This window comes from Brevundimonas diminuta (assembly GCF_022654015.1).
Taxonomy (GTDB): Bacteria; Pseudomonadota; Alphaproteobacteria; order Caulobacterales; family Caulobacteraceae; genus Brevundimonas; species Brevundimonas diminuta_C.
The window spans coordinates 488,565-510,656 of sequence record NZ_CP073063.1 but is presented as its reverse complement, the minus strand read 5'-3'; the positions used below and the strand labels follow the sequence as shown (position 1 = coordinate 510,656).

The 22,092-nt window shown below is 62.0% G+C and carries 22 protein-coding genes; 15 read left to right on the top strand and 7 right to left on the bottom strand.

What is annotated here, in order from left to right:
• Positions 1 to 54: 54 nt before the first annotated feature.
• Positions 55 to 804 (bottom strand): Bax inhibitor-1/YccA family protein, encoded by a 750-nt coding sequence (locus KAK88_RS02420; RefSeq protein WP_242077733.1) that lies wholly within the window; start codon positions 802 to 804, stop codon positions 55 to 57.
• A gap of 130 nt (positions 805 to 934) precedes the next feature.
• Here KAK88_RS02420 and thpR point away from each other — a divergent pair, with 130 nt between their 5' ends.
• The 4 genes from thpR to mmcB are packed head-to-tail and all read left to right on the top strand — an operon-like array spanning position 935 to position 3,126.
• Complete coding sequence (thpR, locus tag KAK88_RS02415) at positions 935 to 1,474, top strand: RNA 2',3'-cyclic phosphodiesterase (protein WP_017506257.1); 540 nt, start codon at positions 935 to 937, stop codon at positions 1,472 to 1,474.
• Entirely contained in the window at positions 1,471 to 2,055 is a 585-nt protein-coding gene (locus tag KAK88_RS02410) for a GNAT family N-acetyltransferase (protein WP_242077732.1), read from the top strand. The genes thpR and KAK88_RS02410 overlap by 4 nt, the downstream gene beginning before the upstream one ends.
• Before the next feature lie 57 nt (positions 2,056 to 2,112).
• The gene (locus tag KAK88_RS02405) at positions 2,113 to 2,637 is read left to right on the top strand and encodes a lipocalin family protein (RefSeq protein ID WP_242077731.1); all 525 of its coding nucleotides are present in this window, start codon (positions 2,113 to 2,115) and stop codon (positions 2,635 to 2,637) included.
• Between the two features lie 45 nt (positions 2,638 to 2,682).
• On the top strand, positions 2,683 to 3,126 hold the full coding sequence (gene mmcB / locus KAK88_RS02400) for a DNA repair putative endonuclease MmcB (RefSeq protein WP_242077730.1): 444 nt from the start codon (positions 2,683 to 2,685) through the stop codon (positions 3,124 to 3,126).
• On the opposite strand, the gene KAK88_RS02395 is transcribed toward mmcB, so the two are convergent.
• Positions 3,123 to 3,905: an NlpC/P60 family protein gene (locus KAK88_RS02395; protein ID WP_242077729.1), complete on the bottom strand. Its 783-nt coding sequence runs from the start codon at positions 3,903 to 3,905 to the stop codon at positions 3,123 to 3,125. The genes mmcB and KAK88_RS02395 overlap by 4 nt on opposite strands.
• Before the next feature lie 179 nt (positions 3,906 to 4,084).
• Between KAK88_RS02395 and KAK88_RS02390 the strand changes: the two genes are divergently transcribed.
• Positions 4,085 to 4,558, top strand: a complete 474-nt coding sequence (locus tag KAK88_RS02390; RefSeq protein ID WP_242077728.1) for a hypothetical protein — start codon at positions 4,085 to 4,087, stop codon at positions 4,556 to 4,558.
• Here the strand turns inward: KAK88_RS02390 and KAK88_RS02385 are convergent, their stop codons facing one another.
• A complete protein-coding gene (locus tag KAK88_RS02385; RefSeq protein WP_242077727.1) occupies positions 4,559 to 5,944 on the bottom strand; it encodes a leucyl aminopeptidase family protein in 1,386 nt (461 codons plus the stop codon).
• 86 nt (positions 5,945 to 6,030) lie between these two features.
• On the opposite strand from KAK88_RS02385, the gene KAK88_RS02380 reads away from it, so the two are divergent.
• The 6 genes from KAK88_RS02380 (at position 6,031) to KAK88_RS02355 (ending at position 11,842) form a co-directional block, all read left to right on the top strand.
• The gene (locus tag KAK88_RS02380; RefSeq protein ID WP_242077726.1) at positions 6,031 to 6,867 is read left to right on the top strand and encodes a tetratricopeptide repeat protein; all 837 of its coding nucleotides are present in this window, start codon (positions 6,031 to 6,033) and stop codon (positions 6,865 to 6,867) included.
• A 42-nt stretch (positions 6,868 to 6,909) separates the two neighbouring features.
• The gene (locus KAK88_RS02375) at positions 6,910 to 7,569 is read left to right on the top strand and encodes an HAD-IA family hydrolase (protein ID WP_242077725.1); all 660 of its coding nucleotides are present in this window, start codon (positions 6,910 to 6,912) and stop codon (positions 7,567 to 7,569) included.
• 56 nt (positions 7,570 to 7,625) lie between these two features.
• Positions 7,626 to 8,081 (top strand): iron-sulfur cluster assembly scaffold protein, encoded by a 456-nt coding sequence (locus KAK88_RS02370; RefSeq protein ID WP_242077724.1) that lies wholly within the window; start codon positions 7,626 to 7,628, stop codon positions 8,079 to 8,081.
• A 112-nt stretch (positions 8,082 to 8,193) separates the two neighbouring features.
• Complete coding sequence (yidD, locus tag KAK88_RS02365; protein WP_039243812.1) at positions 8,194 to 8,424, top strand: membrane protein insertion efficiency factor YidD; 231 nt, start codon at positions 8,194 to 8,196, stop codon at positions 8,422 to 8,424.
• Between the two features lie 3 nt (positions 8,425 to 8,427).
• A complete protein-coding gene (gene thrS / locus KAK88_RS02360) occupies positions 8,428 to 10,356 on the top strand; it encodes a threonine--tRNA ligase (RefSeq protein ID WP_242077723.1) in 1,929 nt (642 codons plus the stop codon).
• 148 nt (positions 10,357 to 10,504) lie between these two features.
• Positions 10,505 to 11,842: a sensor histidine kinase gene (locus tag KAK88_RS02355; protein WP_242077722.1), complete on the top strand. Its 1,338-nt coding sequence runs from the start codon at positions 10,505 to 10,507 to the stop codon at positions 11,840 to 11,842.
• Here the strand turns inward: KAK88_RS02355 and dapD are convergent, their stop codons facing one another.
• The 3 genes from dapD to argB are packed head-to-tail and all read right to left on the bottom strand — an operon-like array spanning position 11,843 to position 14,309.
• Positions 11,843 to 12,712 carry a 2,3,4,5-tetrahydropyridine-2,6-dicarboxylate N-succinyltransferase gene (gene dapD, locus KAK88_RS02350; protein WP_242077721.1) on the bottom strand — a complete coding sequence of 290 codons (870 nt, stop codon included), beginning with the start codon at positions 12,710 to 12,712 and terminating at the stop codon, positions 11,843 to 11,845.
• Positions 12,709 to 13,383, bottom strand: a complete 675-nt coding sequence (locus KAK88_RS02345) for a pyrimidine 5'-nucleotidase (RefSeq protein ID WP_242077720.1) — start codon at positions 13,381 to 13,383, stop codon at positions 12,709 to 12,711. The genes dapD and KAK88_RS02345 overlap by 4 nt, the downstream gene beginning before the upstream one ends.
• Positions 13,380 to 14,309, bottom strand: a complete 930-nt coding sequence (argB, locus tag KAK88_RS02340) for an acetylglutamate kinase (RefSeq protein ID WP_242077719.1) — start codon at positions 14,307 to 14,309, stop codon at positions 13,380 to 13,382. The genes KAK88_RS02345 and argB overlap by 4 nt, the downstream gene beginning before the upstream one ends.
• 573 nt (positions 14,310 to 14,882) lie before the next feature.
• Between argB and KAK88_RS02335 the strand changes: the two genes are divergently transcribed.
• A complete protein-coding gene (locus KAK88_RS02335; protein ID WP_242077718.1) occupies positions 14,883 to 15,746 on the top strand; it encodes a glycosyltransferase family 4 protein in 864 nt (287 codons plus the stop codon).
• Positions 15,747 to 15,749: 3 nt separating this feature from the next.
• Here KAK88_RS02335 and KAK88_RS02330 read toward each other — a convergent pair whose 3' ends face one another.
• A complete protein-coding gene (locus KAK88_RS02330) occupies positions 15,750 to 16,598 on the bottom strand; it encodes an FkbM family methyltransferase (protein WP_242077717.1) in 849 nt (282 codons plus the stop codon).
• A 230-nt stretch (positions 16,599 to 16,828) separates the two neighbouring features.
• On the opposite strand from KAK88_RS02330, the gene KAK88_RS02325 reads away from it, so the two are divergent.
• Genes KAK88_RS02325 through KAK88_RS02315 form a run of 3 tightly spaced genes read left to right on the top strand, consistent with a single transcriptional unit; the run spans position 16,829 to position 21,383 of the window.
• Positions 16,829 to 17,947, top strand: a complete 1,119-nt coding sequence (locus tag KAK88_RS02325) for a hypothetical protein (RefSeq protein ID WP_242077716.1) — start codon at positions 16,829 to 16,831, stop codon at positions 17,945 to 17,947.
• Positions 17,947 to 19,485 (top strand): glycosyltransferase, encoded by a 1,539-nt coding sequence (locus tag KAK88_RS02320; RefSeq protein WP_242077715.1) that lies wholly within the window; start codon positions 17,947 to 17,949, stop codon positions 19,483 to 19,485. Before KAK88_RS02325 ends, KAK88_RS02320 begins: the two co-directional genes overlap by 1 nt.
• Positions 19,482 to 21,383, top strand: coding sequence for a tetratricopeptide repeat protein (locus KAK88_RS02315; protein ID WP_242077714.1), 1,902 nt, complete (start codon positions 19,482 to 19,484; stop codon positions 21,381 to 21,383). Before KAK88_RS02320 ends, KAK88_RS02315 begins: the two co-directional genes overlap by 4 nt.
• The last annotated feature ends 709 nt before the right edge of the window (positions 21,384 to 22,092 follow it).

The following is a 22,092-nucleotide window of genomic DNA, read 5'->3' as shown; positions in this document are numbered from 1 at the left end:
CAAAAAGAAAGGGCCCCGCGAGGGGCCCTTTCCGTATCCGTCTTTCGACCGATGTCAGTTCCGGTTGCCGCCCATGAAGGCCAGCAGGAATTGGAACAGGTTCACGAAGTTGATGAACAGGCTCAGAGCGCCGAAGCCGGTCGCCACGCCCATCGCGTTCTGGTCGCCGCCCAAGGCGTAGTACGTCATCTTCAAACGCTGGGTGTCGTAGGCGATCAGGCCCGAGAAGATCAGCACGCCCAGGCCCGAGATGATCAGGTAGAAGGTCCCGGACTGCAGGAACATGTTTACGATCGAGGCGATGATCAGGCCGATCACGCCCATGATCAGGAAGGTGCCCATGCCGGTCAGATCCTTCTTGGTCGTGTAGCCCACCAGGCTCAGACCGCCGAAGGCCGCCGCCGTCACCAGGAAGGTGGTGGCCAGCGAACCGCCCGTGTAGCGCAGGAACAGGATACCCAGGCCCGCGCCGATCGTGGCGACCACGGCCCAATAGAGCATATTCACGCCCTTGGCCGTCGGATTCTTCATGAAGAACATCGAGCCGAACAGCATCACCAGCGGCGAAAACTGGACGATCATGCCCAGCATCGTCAGACCGACGCGGCCGTCTGGCGTCACGCCGAACAGCAGCTGCTGCACCGCCGGCACATTGCCGGTGACATAGGCCAGGGCGCCGGCGACCACGAGGCCCAGGGCCAGCTTGTTGTAGACGCCCAGCATGAAGCTGCGCAGGCCGGCGTCGACCGACATGTCGGCCGTCTGCGGCAGAGGACGGGCGTAACCGTTGTTGAAATCGCTCATGGCGACGAACTTTCTCCGATTGGCCGGAGAGGCTTCTCCGGTCACAGGCTTCGAATATCGTGAGCCAAGGCCCGCGCTGCAAGGAAAACCGGACTTGGAGGCTTGTGTTCCGGCCGCTACTTTCGGTCGCATGCTTCGTCTGTTCACCGCCCTGACCCTGCCGCCAGACGTCGCAGAGACGCTGAAACGACGGCAATCGGGCCTGCCCGGCGCAAGGTGGCGGCCGCTGGACGCCCTGCACGTCACGCTCGCCTTCTATGGCGAGATCGACGAACGCCGCGCCGACGACCTGGCGTCGGAACTGACGCGCGTGACGGGCGGTCCGTTCGAGATCGCGCTGAAGGGCGTCGGCTGTTTTGGCGACGACCACCGCAGCCACACGCTGTGGGCTGGGGTCGAAACGCCCAACGAGCGCCTGTCGGTTCTGGCCGGGCGCTGCAAGGCCGCCGGAGAGCGGGCCGGGATCGGCATGGAGGCGCGCGCCTACAAACCGCATGTGACCCTGGCGTATCTGAAAACCCAGACCAATCCCGACCGGCTCGGCGCATGGGTGTCGGGGCACAATCTGCTGCATTCGCCGCCGATCCGCATCGACCGCTTCGGCCTGTATTCCAGCGTCCTGACCGACAGCGGCAGCCATTACGAACTGGAGCGGGAGTATCTGCTGTGACCACTGCCGCATACGCCGTTCCGCCCCACGTGACCTTGGGGCCGACGCTGGAGACGGAACGACTTATCCTGCGTCCACCGGCGGTAGAAGACTTTCCGCGCTGGGCTGATTTCATGGCCGATCCCGAAACCGCCCGCTTCATCGGCGGGGTCCAGCCCGCACCCCAGGTCTGGCGCCTGATCTGCACCGTCGCGGGCATGTGGGCCCTGACAGGCGAAGGCATGTTCTCCATCCTTGAAAAGGAGACCGGCCAGTGGATTGGCCGCGTCGGGCCGCTGCACCCCTATGACTGGCCCGGCCGTGAGGTGGGCTGGAGCCTGCATCGCGACGCCACCGGCAAGGGTTATGCGGTCGAAGCGGCCGCAGCCACGATGGACTACGCCTTCAACGTGCTGGGGTGGGACGACGTGATCCACTGCATCGCGCCCGAGAACCTGCCCTCCGCGGCGGTCGCGACACGGCTGGGATCGCGCAATCGCGGGCCGGGTGTCCTGCCCCAACCGCTCCAGGACATCGCCATCGATCTGTGGGGCCAGACGCGCAACGAATGGGCGATCAATCGGACGCGCCTGAAGCGCTGATCACAACCGAACGCGTCGTCGCGTCGTATCCCTTCCAAACCGAACGAGGATACGCCCATGTTTCGCGCCAACCTGATCGCCGCCGCAGTCACCCTCGCCGCCCTGCCGTCAATGGCTTTCGCCCAGGCGTCGAACGTCGATCTGAACCGCTTCGACGGCCGGTGGTTCGAGATCGAGCGCAATCACAATAACGTCCAGAAGGACTGCAGCCGGGCGCAGATCGACTTCATGCCGCAGGGCGCGGCCGACCGCTACGCCATCACCGTCACCTGCGTCCGGCGCGCCGATGGCAAAGTCGAGACGCTGCGCGCCAACGCCCGCGTCACCGACACCACGACCAATGCGAAGTTCCGGTTCAGCCTGACCGGCCTGCTCAGCTTCGGCGGCCTGGCGGGCCAAAACTACTGGGTCTACGACCATGCCCCGGACTACAGCTGGGCCATCATGGGTCTGCCGGACAAATCGAACTGGTGGATCTGGCACCGCAACCAGAATGCGACGCAGGCTGAGCGCGACCGCATTCTGAGCCGCGTCCGCGCGCTGGGCTTCAGCACCAGCCGCCTGGTCCACACCGGCCTCTAAGGCCCCGCTTGCGATAGGAACGTAGGCGGAACATAAGCTGTCGGCATGTCCGCCGTCTCCCATCTCGAACTCGTCTTCAGCCGTCCCGAGACCACCCTTTCGGTCACGCGCGGCGCGGCGCGGCTGATGATGGACATGGGCTATGCGCCCCTCTTGGAAGTCTGCCTGCCCAATGGCCGCCGCGCCGATGTCATGGCGATCGGGCGCAAGGGCGACATCGTCATCTGCGAGGTGAAGTCGGGCGTCGAGGACTATCGCGTCGACCGCAAATGGCACGAGTACGGACTGTTCTGCGACGCCTTCTTCTTCGCCGTCGCGCCCGAGTTTCCGCAGGACATCCTGCCCGACGAACCGGGCCTGATCGTTGCAGACGGTTTCGGCGGGGCGGTCGTGCGAGACGCGCCGGTGGTCGGCTTGGCGCCCGCCCGCCGCAAGGCGCTGACGCTGGCTTTCGCCCGGCTGGGCGCGATGCGGACCTTGCGGGACTAGAGCCGACGGAAGACGGCGGTTGCAAAACCTTCGGCGATCAGACGCGCCTCGACCTCGGCCAAGGTCTCGATCACGACGCCCTTGCCGCCTGTCGCGTGAATGATGCGTTCGCCATCCAGCATCAGCGCCGAATGACCCGTCCAGTCGTGATCGTCGTTCGGCGCCAGCCAGACGACGATGTCGCCGCGCTGGAGGTCCGATGAAGACGCGGCTCGACCCAACCGGGCCTGCGCGTCCGACCGGCGGGGACCGGGCAGGCCGCACGCCAGCAGGGCCTGCTGCACCAGGCCGGAACAGTCGGTGGAGATCGAAGACCGCGCGCCAAGTTCATGCGGCCGCCCGAGCAACCGCTCGGCGACCGCGACCAGATCCGTCTCGAACGCGCCGATCGGCTTCAGATCAGCCTCAGAAGCTTCCGTCGCCTCGATCACCAGAGCGTTCAGCGGCAGGGCGGCATCCACGGCGGCGATCCAGTGCGTCGCCAACGGCGCGCCGGCCGACAGACTGTCCAGGACGACCCAGCCGACGACGCCGTCGCGCCGCGCCCGGCCCCAGGCCCGGCCGTTCGATCGATCCAAAACGTCGAAGATCTCGCCGTGCAGTAGCTGGTCGATTCGACCGTCGGCGTCAGACAGGATGTCCGCCACGGCCACGCGGCAATGCATGGCCTCGGTCGCCCGATAGGCGTCCGCGCGCACCAGCCCTTCCAGCGCCTGTTCGGCGAGGTCAGGGCGAACGAGGCGATCGCCGGGCGGAAGAAGGTCGAGGACGTCGGTCAACGTGAACTCGCATTGGTGAACCCACAGCCTTATCCCCCGATGGCTTAGGGGCCGTTAACGCGATGCGCTTTTGCGAAAGAAAATCAACAGAACCGCGTTCTTGATGGCGCGACGCTGTCTTGCAGCGTCACCTTGGGCGCCCATTTCGGTTTGAGGCGGCGTCGCGCCGGGAGGTCCCTATGCTGCTGCTGAGCGTTCTGATCATTCTTGGCCTGACCCTCGCTGACGAAGGCGTCGTCGGCACGGCTCTCAGAAAATGGCTGGTCCAGACGCCTGCGCGATTCCTGGCGGGCCTGTCACGCGGTAGAGCGCTGGAGTTGGGCCTCGTCGCTCTAATGGGCGTCGCGGCCGTCATGCTGTTCGAGACGGAAGGCGCCCGCCTGTTCTCGATGGCCGCCCCGGACATGGTGGCCTGGGTTCTGATGTTCGACGTGACCGTCCTCTTCGACATCGTCGTTCTGGCGGTCAGTTTACGCGCGGTCGCCGGTTGGCGAGGCCTGATCCGGCGCCGCGACCTGATGCAGGGCCTCGCTCGAAGACTGATCGCCCGGATCAAAGGCGCGCGGTCGAGGGGCCGACGCGTCAGTAGGCCTCGACCGCCGCGATCTCAGTCGGGCGATCCTGAACCTGAGCCCGCCTACGCCTTCGCTTAACTACGTCGCGTAGCGGGCCTTCAGCATGGCGTAGCAGGCTCTCAGCGCCTGGGCCTCGCCGCCTTCCGGATAGCCAGGGCGGGCGCGGGGGTTCCAGGCGAAGATATCCATGTGCGCCCAGGCCCCCGTGGCCGGAGCGAACTTTTGCAGGAACAGGGCGGCCGTCACCGAGCCGGCCTGGGCCCAGCCGGCCGGGTCGTTCCGCAGGTCCGCGATCTCGGCGTCCAGCGCGCCGCGATAGCCAGCCCACAGCGGCATTCGCCACAGGGGATCGCGCACCTGACCCGCCGCAGCAAGCAGCCCGGCGGCCAGGGCTTCGTCGTCTGTGTAAAGAGGCGGCAGCTCCGGACCCAGGGCGATCCGCGCCGCCCCGGTGAGGGTGGCGAAGTCCAGCGTCAGGTCGGGTTGATGCTCGTCCGCCCGTGTCAGGGCGTCGGCCAGGATCAGCCGCCCTTCGGCGTCCGTATTGCCGATCTCGATGGTCAGACCCTTGCGGCTGTTCAGGATGTCGCCGGGCCGGAAGGCGTCGGCCGACACGGCGTTCTCGACCGCCGCGACGATCACCACCAACCGCACGGGCAGGTCCGCCTGCATCACCAACCGCCCCAGCGCCAGGGCATGGGCCGAGCCGCCCATATCCTTCTTCATGTTGCGCATGCCGGCGGCGGGCTTCAGGTCCAGACCGCCAGTGTCGAACACCACCCCCTTGCCGACCAGGGCGACCAGCGGCAGGTCGGTCCGGTCCAGCTTCCAGCCGATCTCGATCAGGCGCGGCGCCCGGTGCGGGGCGGCGGCGCGCCCCACCGCGTGGATGGCCGGATAGTTGTCTTCCAGCAGGGCGTCGCCGGTCGTGACGGTGATCTCGGCGCGGGCGCTCTCTGCAATCTCGCGGGCGATGGTCTCGATCTGCAACGGCCCCATATCGGCGGCGGGCGTATCGACCATTTCGCGGGCCAGAGCGCAGGCGGCGGCGATGCGCGAGATTTCGGCGACGTCCACACCGTCCGGCGCGACCAGCCGCACGGGCGTCCGGTCCGGCCGGGCCTTATAGCGGTCGAAGACATAGCCCCCCAGCAGGAAGGCCAGGGTCGCCAGTTCCGCGTCCTGCGCGGCGACCTCAAGCCTATAGAGGCCGCCCGGGAGCCGCGCCGACAGTCCCCGCACGCTCATAGGGTCAAAGGTCGCGCCCGCGCCGACGACCACCTGGCCGATCTCACCGTCCGCGTCCGGTACGACCAACAGCTGGCCCGGCTTGCCTTCGAACCCGTGCACGGCGCCCCAGCGGCGGGCCGCGCCCTCCAACACGCCGCCCGCCTGAACGAAGCGGATCGGGATGGCGCCGTCGCCGTCTTGGGCGGACACCAGCAGGGGATGCGAGACGGACATGAGGCCCTCGAAACGAAGTTAACCATCGGTTGACGCGAACCGGCGATTCTAGGGCCGAGACCTCTAGGACCGTCTGGACCTGACCCATGTCGCGCATGCCCGCCCTTCTCGCAACCGTCGCCCTGATCGCCCTGTCCGGCACGCCGACGCTGGCGGCTGATCCGACGGCGGCGACCGCGGCCCAGGTTCGCGCGCCGTCATCCGCTGCGGTGCGGGCCACCTATGACCGGATGGACGCCCTGTCGCGCTCGGTCTTCTGGGCCTCGGAGCAGCAGGCCGATCCGACCGATGCCGTAGCGGGCGTGAAACTGGCCCAGGCCCTGCGTGAGCTGGGCCGATACGATCAGGCGGCCGAGGCCGCCCAGGCGACATTGACGCTCCAGCCCAACAATCTGGACGCCCTGCTGGAGCTGGGCCGCGCCCACATCGCGCGCGGCCAGGCCTTTTACGGCGTCGCGCCGCTGGAGCAGGCGCGCGACCTGGCGCCGCGCGATTGGCGGCCCTACTCCCTGCTGGGCGTGGCCTACGAGCAGGTGCGTCGCACCGACGACGCCCGCGCCGCCTGGAACCAGGCCCTGGCCCTGTCGCCCGACAACCCCGACGTCCTGACCAACGCGGCCACTGCCGCCCTGACGCATGGCGATGCGCCGGGCGCCGAGACCCTGCTGCGTCGCGCCGTGGCCCAGCCGACCGCCTCGGCCAAGGTGCGCCAGAACCTGGCCATGGTGCTGGGCCTTCAGGGCAAGATGGGCGAGGCCGAACAGATCCTGCGCCGCGAACTGCCCCCCGAACAGGCCGAGCAGAACCTGCAATGGCTGCGCTCGCGCAGCACGAGCGGCGCGGCGACGTCCGGCGGCGGCGCGGCGACCTCGTCACCTGCGACCGACACCGCCCGCACCTGGAATTCGCTGCAAGGCGGCTGATCCGCCCGTTGCGGTCTGACCGCCCGCATGGTGGATGAGGCCATGACCGCCCTCCCCGCGTCCCGCGCTTATCAGGCCTTCCTGTTCGACATGGACGGCACCCTGATCACATCGACCCTGGCCGCCGAGCGCGTCTGGACCCGCTGGGCCGAGCGCCACGGGCTGGATGTCGCCGCCTTCGTTCCCACCATCCACGGTGTGCGCGCGATCGACACCATTCGTCGTCAGAACCTGCCCGATATTGACCTGGACGCCGAGGTCGCCTGGGTCGAGCGCGGCGAGATCGAGGACGTGGACGGCGTCGCCCCTATTCCCGGCGCCATCGACTTCGTCAAACGCCTGCCGCCAGACCGCTGGGCCGTGGTCACGTCCGCCTCGATCCCGCTGGCGCGCGCCCGTCTTAAGGCCGCAGGCGTCACGCCGCCCGCGGTCATGGTCACCGCCGAGGATGTCGAACGCGGCAAGCCTGACCCCGCCGGCTATCTGAAGGCCGCCGCGACCCTGGGCTTCAGCATCGCCGACTGCCTGGTGTTCGAGGACGCCGAGGCCGGCATCGAGGCGGGCGAAGCGGCCGGCGCCGACGTGCTGGTCGTCACCGCCGCCTGGACCCATCCGCTGGAGACGGATCATCCCACTCTGGCGGACTATGCGGATGCGAGTTTGGAAGTCCGATCCGATGGGCGTCTCGTCCTGACGCTGTAATCCTCCCCCTTTACGCCGCGCTTCACGGGGGAGGATTGAGCGCCTATCTTCGCCCCATGATCGACGACCTCTACAGCGCCCGCATCCTGTCGCTGGCGGCGAACCTGCCGCATGCTGGGCGTTTGCCCGCGCCGCAGGGCACCGGGGAGCGGGTGGCGAAACTGTGCGGGTCACGCGCGACGGTCGATGTGACGCTGGACGACGAAGGCCGCATCGCCGACTTCGCCCAGGACGTCAAAGCCTGCGCCCTCGGCCAGGCCGCCGCCGGGGTTCTGGGTCAATCGGTGATCGGCGCGTCGGTCGATGATCTCGAGGACGCCCGCGACGCCATGATCGCCATGCTGAAATCCGGCGGCGACGGACCCGTTGGTCGGTTCGAGGATTTGCGTCTGCTGAAACAGGTCGCCGACTACCCCGCCCGCCACGCCTCGACCCTGGTCTCACTGGAGGCGACGCTGGAGGCGGTGAACAAGGCCCTCGCAGCCCGAACGCGTCTCGCCGGCGCGGCCTGACGGGCAGGACCGGTTGATCCCCCTGCTGCAACAGGGGATAAGCGCGGCGAACCTCTCAAGCCCCCGGCCCCACCACACTCCGGCAAAGGCCAAACTCCGGCAAAGGGACGTGATGTCTCTCTATGAACGCGGCGTGCGCGCGGCCCATCGGGGCTACAAGCTGACGCTGTCTCCCCTGATCGGCCAGCAGTGCCGGTTCCTGCCGACCTGTTCGGATTACGGGCGCGACGCCCTGATCCAGCACGGCCCGGTAAAGGGGGGGTGGCTCACCGTGCGCAGGCTCTGTAAATGCCATCCCTTCGGGGGATCGGGATACGACCCGGTCCCGCCAGTTAAAGACTGACACATGATCGACCTGAAATTCCCCGACGGCGCGGTGCGCCAATACCCGGCCGGTTCGACGGCGCGCGACGTCGCGACCTCGATCTCGCCGTCGCTGGCGAAGAAGGCCGTGCTGGCCGAACTGAACGGCGAGCAACGCGACATGGGCCGGGTGCTGGAGACGGGCGGCGACTTCCGACTGATCATGCGCGACGACCCCGCCGCCCTCTACACGATCCGCCACGACACGGCCCACGTCCTGGCCGAGGCGGTCCAGACCCTGTTCCCCGGCACCCAGGTCACGATCGGGCCGGCGATCGAGGACGGCTTCTACTACGACTTCTACCGCGAAGAGCCCTTCTCCACCGACGACTTCGCCGCCATCGAAAAGGAGATGGGCCGGATCGTGGATCGCGACGCTAAGTTCGAGCGCGAGGTCTGGGAGCGGGATGAGGCCATCCAATTCTTCGAGGCGCGCGGCGAGAAGTTCAAGGCTGAGCTGATCCGCGACCTGCCGGGCACCGAGACGATCACCCTGTACAAACAGGGCGACTGGATCGACCTGTGCCGGGGCCCGCACTTCCCCTCGACGCGCCACGTCGGCAAGGCGTTCAAACTGACCAAGTTGGCCGGCGCCTATTGGCGGGGCGATTCCAAGCGCGAGCAGTTGCAACGCATCTACGGCACCGCCTGGGCCACCAAGGAAGACTTGGACGCCCATCTGCAGCGTCTGGAAGAGGCCGAGAAGCGCGACCATCGCAAGGTCGGCAAGGCGATGGAACTCTTCCACATGCAGGAAGAGGGCCGGGGCATGGTCTTCTGGCATCCCAAGGGCTGGGTCCTGTGGCGCGTGCTGGAAGCCTATATGCGCCGCCGCCTGGACGCCGCCGGATACGTCGAGGTCAAGACGCCCCAAGTGCTGGACCGCAAATTCTGGGAACAGAGCGGCCACTGGGACAAGTATCGCCCCAATATGTTCGTCTGCGAGACGGTCGAGGGCGAGGAGTTGAGCCTGAAGCCGATGAACTGCCCGGGCCACGTTCAGATCTTCGACCAGGGTCAGCGGTCCTATCGCGAACTGCCGCTGCGCATGGCCGAGTTTGGGGCCTGCCATCGCTATGAGCCGTCAGGATCGCTGCACGGTCTGATGCGGGTGCGCGGTTTCACCCAGGACGACGCCCACATCTTCTGCCGCGAAGACCAGATCGTCGAGGAGACGGCCGAGTTCATCAAACTGGCCCGCAGCGTCCATGCCGACCTGGGCATGGAGACGGCCTACATCAGCCTGGGCACCCGGCCCGAAAACCGCGCCGGCACGGACGAGTTCTGGGACAAGGCCGAGACCCTGATGGCTGAGGCCGCCCGCGCCGCCGGCACCGAGCCGGTCGTGACCGAGGGCGACGGCGCCTTCTATGCGCCCAAGCTGGACTTCATCGTCAAGGACGCGATCGGCCGCGAATGGACCTGCGGCACGATCCAGCTGGACTATGTCCTGCCCGAACGTCTGAACGCCACCTACATCGCCGAGGATGGCCAGAAGCACCGCCCGGTCATGCTGCACCGCGCGATCCTGGGCTCATTCGAGCGCTTCATCGGCATCATGATCGAGAACTACGCCGGCGCCTTCCCGCTGTGGCTGGCCCCGACCCAGGCCGTCGTGGCCACAATCACCTCCGACGCCGACGACTACGCCCGCGACGTGATGGCCAGGTTCAAGGCCGCCGGCCTGCGCACCGAGATCGACCTGCGCAACGAAAAGGTCGGCTACAAGGTGCGTGAACACTCGGTCGGCAAGGTGCCGGTCATCGCGGTCGTCGGCCGCAAGGAAGCCGAAGACGGCATGGTCGCCATCCGCCGCTTGGGCTCGCAGGCCCAGACCCTGGTTACGGTCGAGGAAGCCATTCGCCTCCTGACCGACGAAGCGACCCCGCCGGATCTAAAGCGCGCCGGTTGATGGATTGTAGGCGGCTGACGGCCGCCTCCAACTGCCCTGGTTCGGGTTCCATGTTCGATTCCGGACACTTCGATAAAGAAAAGTCAGCGTTCATCGTATCTTAGCGGAGGCCGGGCCAGGCTGCTTCCCAGCCCTGCGAGATCCGAAGATGACGACGTTCAAGACCCACCCTGGCCGTTCCCTGCTCCAGCATCTGATTGCAGACGGTCACATGCGGTATCTGATCATCGCCAGTTGGGCGGTTGCCCTGTTCACCGTCACCGATTGGGCGACCACAATGTTGTGGTTTGCAGCGGCGACCGCGTCAGGCCTGCTGCGAACGTTCGCCGAACGGGTCTTGGTGATCCGAAATGAGCGACTGCACGGGCGGATCAAGCTGACGGCCGCCACCATTTCCTGCATCGCCTGGTCGGCGGCGCCGCTGCTCGCCTTCCTTTACGGCGGCGCCTATGGCGTGCCGCTGGGCGTCGCCCTTCTCATGGCCGGCTATGTGCTGGTCTTCACCCAGATGCGCGCCGCGCCCCGCGAGGCCCTGATCGCATCAGCGCCCTATTCGGTGGTCGTGGTGCTGCTGTTCGCGAAACTGTGGGGCACGCCGGGCTTTTGGGTGGTCGTCAGCATGATCCCGGTTTTGGCGCTGGCCTTGCTGATCAAGGTGGCCATCACCCAGATGAAGGACAGCGATCTGGAAGCCGTCAACCGCCGGCAGGCCGAACTGATCGCCGAGTTGGAAACCGCGCGCGATAGCGCAAACGCCGCCAGCGCCGCCAAGTCCAACTTCCTGGGCGTCATCTCTCATGAGCTTCGCACCCCGATGAACGGGGTTCTGGGGGCCGCGCAACTGTTGCAGATGTCCGAGCTCAGCGACCGCCAGAAGGAGTTCGTCGGCGTGATCCGCGATTCCGGCGAAGGGCTTATGGTGCTGCTGAACGACATACTCGACATTACCAAGATCGAATCCGGCAAGATGGAGTTGGACTTCGTCGATGTCGAAGCCGAGACCCTCGCCGCCCGGTTGACGGGTCCGTTCAAGGCCCAGGCCGAGGCGCGCGGACTGACCTTCACGACCGACATCCGCGGCCCGTTGCCGCCGCTCCTCAGAATGGACCCGCTGCGCCTGGCCCAGGTGACGCACAACCTTCTGGCCAACGCCATCAAGTTCACGCCCAAGGGCGAGGTTCGCCTGATCATCGACAGCGAGCCGGCAGGCGAGGGCCGCACGACCTTGCGGCTTGGGGTCGCCGATTCCGGCATCGGCATCGCCGCCGACGATCTGACGCGCCTGTTCCAGCCCTTCTCTCAGGTGGACGGGTCATCCACCCGCAAGTTCGGCGGCACCGGCCTGGGCCTCAGCATCTGCCAGCGTCTGGCCGCCCTGATGGACGGCGAGATCACGGTGACGTCGACCCCCGGCCAGGGATCGACCTTCACCTTGCACGCGACGTTCGACACGCCTGCGATGCAACCTATCCGCGTTGCGGCCTGATCAGTCGCGCAGCAGTTCGTTGACGCCGGTCTTGGCCCGCGTCTGCGCGTCCACCCGCTTGACGATGACGGCGCAATACAGCGACGGCCCGCCGTTCGGGTCCGGCAGCGAACCCGGCACGACCACCGAATAGGCCGGCACCTCGCCCCGGAACACTTCGCCGGTCGCCCGATCCACGATCTTGGTCGAGCCCGACAGATAGACGCCCATGGCCAGGACCGCGCCCTCGCGCACGATCACGCCCTCGGCGACCTCGGCGCGGGCGCCGATGAAGCAGCCGTCCTCGATGATGGTCGGATTGGCCTGCAGCGGCTCCAGCACGCCGCCGATGCCCGCGCCGCCCGACAGGTGCACATTCTTGCCGATCTGGGCGCAGGAGCCGACCGTGGCCCAGGCATCCACCATCGACCCCTCATCGACGAAGGCGCCGATGTTCACGAACGACGGCATCAGCACGACATTCCTGGCGATATGAGCGCCGTGACGGACGATGGCGCCGGGCACCGAACGGAAGCCGGCCGATTGATAATCCGATGCGGTCCAATCGCCGAACTTGTTGGGCACCTTGTCCCAGAAGGGACCGACAGCGACGGGATGGTCCACCGACAGCGGCATGACGGACGGCGCGCCCGCCCGCATGATCTGGTTTTCGTTTAGACGGAAGGACAGCAGCACCGCCTTCTTCAGCCACTGATGCGTGGTCCAGACGCCATCCGCGCCGCGCGAGGCGACGCGCGCCTGGCCGGAATCCAGCAGGGCCAGGGCGGTCTCGACGGCATCGCCCACCTCGCCATGCGTTGTGGCAGACACCTCGGCGCGCTGTTCCCAGGCGGCCTCGACGACGGATTCGAGATGCGACAGATCGGTCATGCGGCGTCCTTGAAGGGCAGGTCGGAGAGGAAGTCGAGAAGGTCCGGGGCCACATGGTCGATGTGCGGCCCGATCGGCTTGCCATGACCGTCGCCGATCAGCACCGTCGCCATGCCCAACGCCTTGGCCGGTTCCAGGTTCTTGGGCGTGTCCTCGAAGAAGGCGGATCGGTGCGGATCAATGTCGAATTGCTCCAGCATCCGGCGGAAGGTCGCGGGATTGGGCTTGGGCGTCAGATCCCCATCCTCGATGGCGAAGACGCCTTCGAAACAGTCGGCGACCCCGATCCGGTCCAGCACACGGTGGGCGTAATCCCGCGCGCCGTTGGTGAAGACATAGCAACGACCGGGCAGAGCCTTCAGCCGCTCGGCCAGACGTGGATTGGGCTCGACGCCATCCAGCGGCACGTCGTGCACCTCGCGCAGGAACCGTTCGGTATCGACGGCATAGTTGGCCATCAACCCGGCCAGGGTCGTGCCGTGTTCGTCCAGGAACTGGCGCTGCATCGCGGCTGCGGCCTCGGGCTCCAGCCCGACGGCCTCGACCACGAAGGCGTTGATGCGCGCCTGGACCAGCCGCATCAGACCCTGCTCGCGCGGATACAGGGTGTCGTCCATGTCGAACACCCAGGCGCGCACATGCCCAAGGGATGTGGAATGGGGGTCGATCAAGACGCCTTCACCAGGGTGCCGGCGCCGAATTCGGTGAACAACTCGACCAGCATGGCGTGCGGCCGACGCCCGTCCAGAATGACCACCGCCTCGACGCCCGCGCGAACGGCGGCCATGGCCGTCTCCAGCTTGGGGATCATGCCGCCGGTGGCGACGCCCGTGTCGATCAGGTTTTGCGTCTCGTCCAGCGTCATCTGGCGGATGATGTCGCCGTCCGCGCCTTTGACCCCCGGCACGTCCGTCAGCAACAGCATCCGCTTGGCGTTCAGCGACCCCGCCACGGCGCCCGCCACCGTGTCGGCGTTGACGTTGTAGGTCTGGCCGTCTTCGGCCACGCCGATCGGGGCGATGACCGGGACCCAGTCTTCGGTCTCGGACGCGATCAGGCCGGCGATCAGCTTGGGATCGACCTTGGTCGGTTCGCCGACATAGCCCAGATCGACCTCATGCTCGATCATGCTGTCGGGGTCGCGCTTGGTGCGGCGCGTCTTCTCGACCGTCAGCAGACCGGCGTCCTTGCCCGACAGGCCGACGCCGCGCACGTCCGCCTCCTTGCCGGCCATGGTGATCCAGTGGGCGATTTCTTTATTCACCGCGCCCGACAGCACCATCTCGGCGACCTCCATCGTCGCGGGATCGGTAACCCGCAGCCCGTCGACGAAGCTGGACTTCACCCCGGCCTTGTCCAGCATGGCGCTGATCTGCGGCCCGCCGCCATGCACCACCACCGGGTTCACGCCCATCAGCTTCAGCAGCACCACATCGGCCGCAAACTGACGCGCCACGGCGCTCTCGCCCATGGCGTGACCGCCGTACTTGATGACCACGGTCTCGCGGTCATACACCTGAATATACGGCAAGGCCTCGGCGAGCGTCTTCGCCGTCTCCCAGCTGCGTTCTTCCGACTGGCGTTCTGTTTCGTTCATCACGCGCGCGAAATAGCGGGGGATGGGGGCGGTGTCACGCTACCACGATAATTATCCTTTCCCGTTATCTCAAACTTCCAATCTTTCTGGAGAATTCTACGGAGCTGCATTTCAATAGGTTTCGAAAGGCATTAGGCCTTCGACATGAGCACAGTTTGCATCGACGGCTACAACTTAGCCCTGCCTAATGGCACAGGCATAGCGACATACGGCCGAAACCTCCTGACGTCACTGAGTTCGCTCGGCCTAAGTGGTCAGGTCCTGTATGGACCGCCAAACGCCATCAGCGCGGACAATGTACTCAACGAAGTTGCGCTTGCAGACTCCCTGAATACATCCGCAAAAGTTCGAAAAAGCCGCCGTTATATCGATACTATTTCGACGCGGTTCGGGCGAAAGGCTGTCCCCGTCCTGCCAAGCGGAGAAGTTATCTGGCCAAGTCGGTCAGGCGGTCGACCAGATGCAAAGTCCTTTTGGGCGGCTCAAAATCTGTTTCACTATGCCCAAAGGGGTTTCCAAGTTTACGGTACGCCAACCCCGGTCACATTCGAGGGTGCCCCCAAACCGGACATCATGCACTGGACGGCCACCCTGCCTCTCCACGCGACTAATGCTCTGAACATTTACACGATACACGACCTGATACCGCTCCGGCTCCCCCACAGCACGACTGAGAACAAGTCCACATACCGCCGACTTTGCAACCACATAGCCAAAAAGGCAGACCATATAGTCGTCGTTTCCGAAACCACGAGGCAGGATGTTATCCGCTTGCTGGGCGTACCGGAAGAGAGAGTCACCAACACGTATCAGGCAGTGAAGGTCCCGTTGGAGTTCCGCGAGCGTCCTCAAGAGGAGGTGGCGCTAGAGCTTGAAGGCATATTCAATCTTGGATGGAAAGACTACTTCCTCTACTTTGGTGCAATTGAGCCAAAGAAGAACGTCGGGCGGATCATCGAGGCCTACCTTTCCTCCGGCGTCAAAAAGCCTTTGATCATAGTTGGTGGGCGCTCCTGGCTAGCTGAGGGTGAGACCGCCTTGTTGGAACAGGTCAAGCGAGATGGCGGCCCGAGCGCCGATCGTATTCGACGTTATGAATATATGTCCCAATCGATGTTGATCAGCTTGATACGCGGCGCGCGTGCCACGTTGTTTCCTTCCCTATATGAGGGCTTTGGCTTGCCCGTTTTGGAGTCGATGCTCCTAGAGACGGCGGTCCTAACATCTACTACTGGATCGCTTCCCGAGGTTGGCGGCGAGGCAGCGCTGACCGTAGATCCGTACGATGTCAGCGCCATAACGAGGGGTATTCAGGCATTGGATTCAGATGATGATTTGATGCACAAGTTGGTTTCGAAAGGCACCAAGCAGGCGGCGCTATTCTCTGAAAAACGGTACGTGGATAGGCTAAGCGCCTTGTACCAAAAGTTAATGTGACATTTATTCAGTCACAAAAAACTCATCTCCCCACGGACTCTTCAGTGCAAATTCATGCGTTACGAGATCTAGCTTGACTGCAATCACGTCGTAGTAGTGGCATAAAGCCATCCCTCGTCGGTATCCAGTTTCTAGCGCTGACAGGGCCGCCGCCGCTCCACCGATTTCTTGTGAGTAAGTGTAAGGCATTCCTACATTTGTTAGAAACAACAGACCATAACCTTGCAATACCAACTGCTCGCAAACAGCAACGTACTCCAGGTAGTCTCCGCTCCTCATCTGCGCTTCACTTGGGCCTTCGAAATAAAGTATTGGGACTTCTCGACCGTTTGAAATATGCGGAAGGGCAGACTTTATGATATCCGCATCAAATCCATCAGTATCAGTCTTTATGATTACAGGGCCGCTTCTATTTGAAAGAAGATCCGAAAACGTAATGTAGGGCCCTGACCAAATATCATCCCCTTCCGACGAAATCCGAGTAGCGCCGGTTTGCTCATTTCCCGAGAACGCCACCTTTCCAACCATATCGTCTGGCACCAGCAAGCTCTTGACGAGCTCGACGTTTGCAAACTTGAGAGCGTTCCGCTTCAGCACTGCAAAAAAATTGTCAGCTGGCTCAATACAAATAGCGGGCCCGTCTGAGAAGCGACGATAGTGAGCAAGGCTGTCGCCAACATTAGCCCCAACGTCGATTAGCGTCGGCGAAGATAGCTTAGCGCTCTTTATGACGTGGTTTACCACATTCCAAGGGACATAATCATATGTGGCAGGAAGATGTGGATAAAGATAAATGTGCCCAGGTGTGACCTCTATCTGGCTTGAGCCTACGCTTGCTATCTCTGTGTACACCTAGGATTTCCTCGTCAGGACCGGTCGCAGCCATGATTGACACTGCGAGTCGGCAACCGCATATCATCTAATCCGAAAACCCCACAATAAGCTATTGGATCGAGGTAGTGGGAGAGGGCTTCGCTGGAAAGCGTTGGCCGCACGGTGAATTTGGAAGGGCGATGAGCTTGGGCAGAGTTTTGATCTGTGATCCTATGTGCGTATTGCCATTTGGACACAACGTACCAGCGATGGGCTACTTCCGACAGCTGATTCAGAATAACACTAAAGATGTATATGCTGTGTGCTGTAAAGAGCTATCGGCCGACATTGCCAAAGCCAAATGTTTAACACCGTTTTTTCGTTTTTACTACAGCCGCTATTTTCCGAATGTCCGAACTGAATCTACTATCAAAACATCGCCTTCGCCAGGTTGGTTTATAGATGATGAAGAGAGGATGGCAACCGAGGACGCCTTAGCGCTACTTAGAGAATTTGGTATTGGCGCTGAAGATACTTTGTTCCACCCGCATCTCGATTTCTACGGCGCGGTCGGTTTACTGAATGCTCTGGAAAAGTGGCCGCGAGATAGGAGACCTCGTCTTCTTTTGCGCTTTATCGGTGTGATGGAAAACGCATCCCATACATATAGGGATCCGCTTGAAGAGCTGATCGGGCGCCTCAGGCTGGCAATGGAGGACGGGATTGAAATGTCTTTCAGCGCCGAAACACCGCTTTACGCTGACGTGCTCGCGGAAAAACTAGAGTCTATTGTCACCGTAACGGCTTATCCCGAAATGTCGAAGCCGATTCCAATGCGCGAACATGGTCCGTTCGTGTTCTACTGCGCGGGGTCAGCGCGTCACGACAAAGGGTTCATGCACTTGCCGGAAATTTTCTCGGCCGTGCGGCGCCGCGATCCGGAAATGACGATCCGGTTCATCACGCAAATGCTGCCTGCGGCCGACCTCAAACACAGCGTGACTACGGCGCGAAACCTTTACGCGCTTCCTGGCGTCGAAGTGCAGGCTTCGGCCATTTCATCCGAGGAGATGATTGCGGCCTATGAACGCAGCCATGCCGTCCTTCTTCCCTATGATGCGGCCACCTACCGCTATCGTGGCTCGGCAGTTCTTATGGAAGCAGCTTTTCACGGAAGACCTGCAATTACCCTGGAGGGTACGGCATTCGCCGGGATTGCTCGCCACTACAATCTAGGCGTGGTCGTAGACAGCGTTCCTGCCATGGTAGACGCGATATTCGAGATGGCGGGGACGAGGCGGTCAGTTCTTGCTGGCCGAGCAGCGCAGGCGCGACATCGATTTCATTTGGACAATACTGCCGCATTCCAGAGCTGGTTGAAGATTTGATGAAAACGCTCCTTTTTGTGGATCACGCCTTCCACACTTCGACGGCGTCAAGTCAGTTTTTCATAGATTTGCTCAAACGACGATTCGATGTAAAAATCGCGCATATAGATCCTCCGTCGAATATTGCCGAAGAAACCATCGCACTTGCCGCAAGCATAGATGTCGTTGTGATCTGGCAGATGGACTATATCGCGCCGGTGTTCTTGGCGCTCGGGATCCCGACGGTTGTTGTCCCGATGTACGATGGTTCCGCTACGATGCCGGATTTACACTGGATATGGTCCGCCAAAGCACAGTTTGTGAATTTCAGTTTTACGCTGCATCATCGCATCGCTGGACTGGGGAATAAGTCCTTTCTGGCGCGCTATTTCATGCCGGTTGTTTCACAGAGCGAGCGGGCGACATTCAAGACTGGCCTAAGAGCGTTCCTTTGGCAGCGACGTCCTGAACACGGCATCAGCGCACCGGCCATCATGAAGTTGTTGCACGGCCAGATCGAGTCACTTCACGTGCATAACGCACCGGATGAGCCACACCTTGATACGCGTGCGTACAAGGTGTCCTCCACGTCGTCTTGCACGGTCACTCAAACAAGCTGGTTCCCTAACGCAGCCGATTATCATGCCGCCCTAGCACAAGCGAACGTGTTCATTGCCCCACGGCGCGCCGAGGGAATCGGCATGGCACTTCTAGAGGCTATGAGCCGCGGGATGCTGATCGTGGCATGCGACGAACCCACGCACAACGAATACATATCAAACTGGTTAAACGGCGTCCTTTACAACCCCGATGAAGCTCATTCGGTGACAATCACCGCGGATCAAGCCGAGTCTCTTGGTTACTTGGCATACGAAACTGCAAGAATTGGTCGACAGAACTGGGAGCTGCAAGCTCTCGAGCTTTTAGATATTGTTGAAAACTGTGAAGCGCCAAACAAAATTGACATTCCAGATATCGCCGCGTTTTCGCGAGCGCTTTCCACCTCCTATTACAGTGGCATTATCGCGTATACGACATTTCTGATAAAGCATGCGGATCTGGTAGGTTCGATGTCTGGCTGTCCCGTCGCTACGTACATCCCCGTTGGGAGTAACGAGGCATCGTCACCTCATGATATGCACCATGAACGTGGCGATGCGCCTTGGCTGGAGGGTGCCAGAGTTCCGTTAACCCCCGGGAGAGCCGACACCTACGTGAGTTCCGGCCAGCTGGAGCATGTCGGAAGCGTTGCATGGATAACGGGCCATGGCTGTGAGATTCGCTTCCGGACCGACCCAATTGCGACCGCCTTCAGCAATTTGAAACTATCCGTGGTGGTTCCCGCGGGCATGGGGAGCCAAACGCTTATCGCGACTCTGAACGAGTGGACACTAGGGGTAAGAGAACTTGCGGAGGGGGCTTCAGAAGTAAACTTTGACCTGCCGCTTCATATTCAGCGCGGCTACAGCTTGCTTCGCCTTCAAGCGACGACAGTCTGTCAAGGCGTATCCGATGATGTTTTAGTATCCTTCGGGATGAACGATATCCTGTTTTCATGAAACGCCAACTAGCCAGATTGTATCGGAGAGCTCAAAGGGCGCTCAATTCCGGAACCGTTTTGCCTCGCGAACATGCGCGTCGTGGCGATCTGGCGCGGGATAGTGGGGATTGGTCTCAGGCCCGCGAGCACTATTCGATTGCCCTCGCCGGTGATCCTTCTCTGGAAGCGATTTGGGTGCAGTTGGGCCATGCCCACAAAGTCGCATCGAACATGCCGGAAGCTGAGAAAGCCTATCGAAGGGCGCTCGCGCTCGACGCCGCTAACGCCGACACGTGGCTTCAACTCGGACACGTCTTACGGCTTCAAGGAAAGCTGAACGAAGCCCGTAAAAGCTACGAACAGTCTGCCGCGCTTTCTCCCGACAACGTCTACGCCATTCAAGAAGCTGCTAATCTCGGCGCAAGCGTAACGGCGCTAAGGCAGGCGCGAGGTGAGTTCGTGCGTGCCACGCAGACACCACGCTACGGTAATCGTACAATAGGGGACGGAACCCTTTTATTGGATATTACAGGGGCGCTTGATCACGGCCTAGTCGTAGCAGCAACCGTTACAGCTTCAATGAAGTCGCAATACGACAGAGTCGATGTCATACAGTGGCGAGAAGGTCGCTGGCATGATATTAAAGGTATACCTTACGATTTACCAGCTAGTTGCGCGGCGCTAATCGTCACCGGGCCTTGGCTACTTCACCGGCCCGAACACATCGAAGGCCTTTTGTACGATGCCAAGTCAAGGGACATTCCGATTCTTGCCGGTTTGGTAGATTTCCCGCAGCCTACTGCGGCGAATGACGATCTCAGCGGATTTAAAGTCGCGCAGGATTTCTATCTTGCCTTGTTGAACGAGGTGGCGTCTGGCGCCGTCACATTCCTTGATCTGGATCCCGGCGACATTCAGAACATTGCGCAGTCGTTTTCGGCGCAGATCGCCACCATCCGCCCAGAGCTATCTGGTCAGAAGTCTATAGATCCGAGCGGACCAATATTAGTTTGTGGTCCGGAATCTTCCGACGAAATGAAGATCGTCAAAGCGGCTCTTCCGTTATTGGATCCGAAACAGGCGTCATTATTCCGATTGATCGATTCGCACTCCGATTCCGATGTCGAGGTTAGCGCGTCTGGTGTTGTGCTGGCCGCATCGGACCCAGGAGCACGATTACTCGGCTTGAGCATAGCGAGACAAGGCCTACCGCTAGCGTTGGCCTTACGACATGGTTTGGGAGGACTGGCGCCTCGTGCCGACATGAGGCTGACGACCAGCGACATATCGTCGGTCGCGGTTCAGCTTAAAGCCTTCGCATCGCTCGTTGAGGGAAGAAGGCTGATGCGGGACGTCCCCCCCCCCCCCTACCGCGGCAATACGGTTGACGAACTACAGAAATGGAAAGTGCGCCTCGGCAACAGTCCAGCGAGGGCCCGCTTGAGTATACTTCGGAGACGCAACACCCTTCCCTTTACAGACATTGACTCGCGACTAGTCATTAAGCCCGAAAGCCTTGCGTTTCTCGATAAAGATGGTTTTCTATTGACTAAAGAACCGATTCAACTGGGCATAGTTTCTGGGAATGAACCAGTCATTGCGATGTTGCTGTTCGTTTCACCACATGGGCCTGACAGCATTTCTCTCCAAGTCGGCACAACTCATGCCACGATCGAGGCAAGGCTCCCGAGCGGAACCATGAAATGGCTAAAAGTGCGTGTGAACGCACGGAGCATCACTGAGACTATCATCGTCAAAGGTGATAAGATATTGAAAAACGACGCGTCTAGGCTTGCGGCAGTATGTATCTACCCCGCTAATCAGCCAAACGCGTGGAGTAACTTTTTAGATCAAACTTCGCGCGGCACCTATCCGCACATAACGTCTATCGCTCGAAGATTTGCGAACGGGCAGTAACGCCTGCGCATTATCTTTTCCGACCAACGATCAGTTTAACCTTTGTAATATTACGTCTGTGAGTTCTATTTCCCCAGAAAGACTACTATTTGCCAGTATCAGTCTGAGCTCGAGTTGATCTGCATTTTGGAGAGTTGCATCGATTGCGATGCTGTATCTCCCCGCGTCACTTGGGCGGAAGTTATGGTGAGAAAAGTCCTTTACCGAACCCCACTCAATCCGAAAATGCTGATTTGAAGCATCGCGGTCTACCGAAAATATGATAGTTGCTCTCCACGTACCTCGTGGCAGCCAGTGATAGGCTCCATAGAGCAGGTACCGCGCTCGCCCCGCCAGCCCGATACGTCCAGGCACCCGCCCGTCCGCAGAATGACGCCTATCCAAGGCGAACATTGTAAGTGGAAGATGAGCCGAATCGCCAGGCCTCACGGGTCCGCCAGCGAGCAAAGCGAGAAGTGGGTGCTTCGGTGTAGGACGCTCCGACTGAATCGCCTGCAGCATTTCTTTCATGCCCGGTGGATTGTCGGGAAGCACATCACTTTGATTCCGCGATACACCGTCGTAAGTTGTAGAGAGAAGACGCGAAACCGTGTCAACGTCAGCACCCTCCATCACGTTTGGTGAAGGGCTTGCGAAAACATGGAATGCTGGCGATGCGGCAAGGCCGACTGCAGCATCTCCCACAACAATTACATCAGCTGCGCGGCTG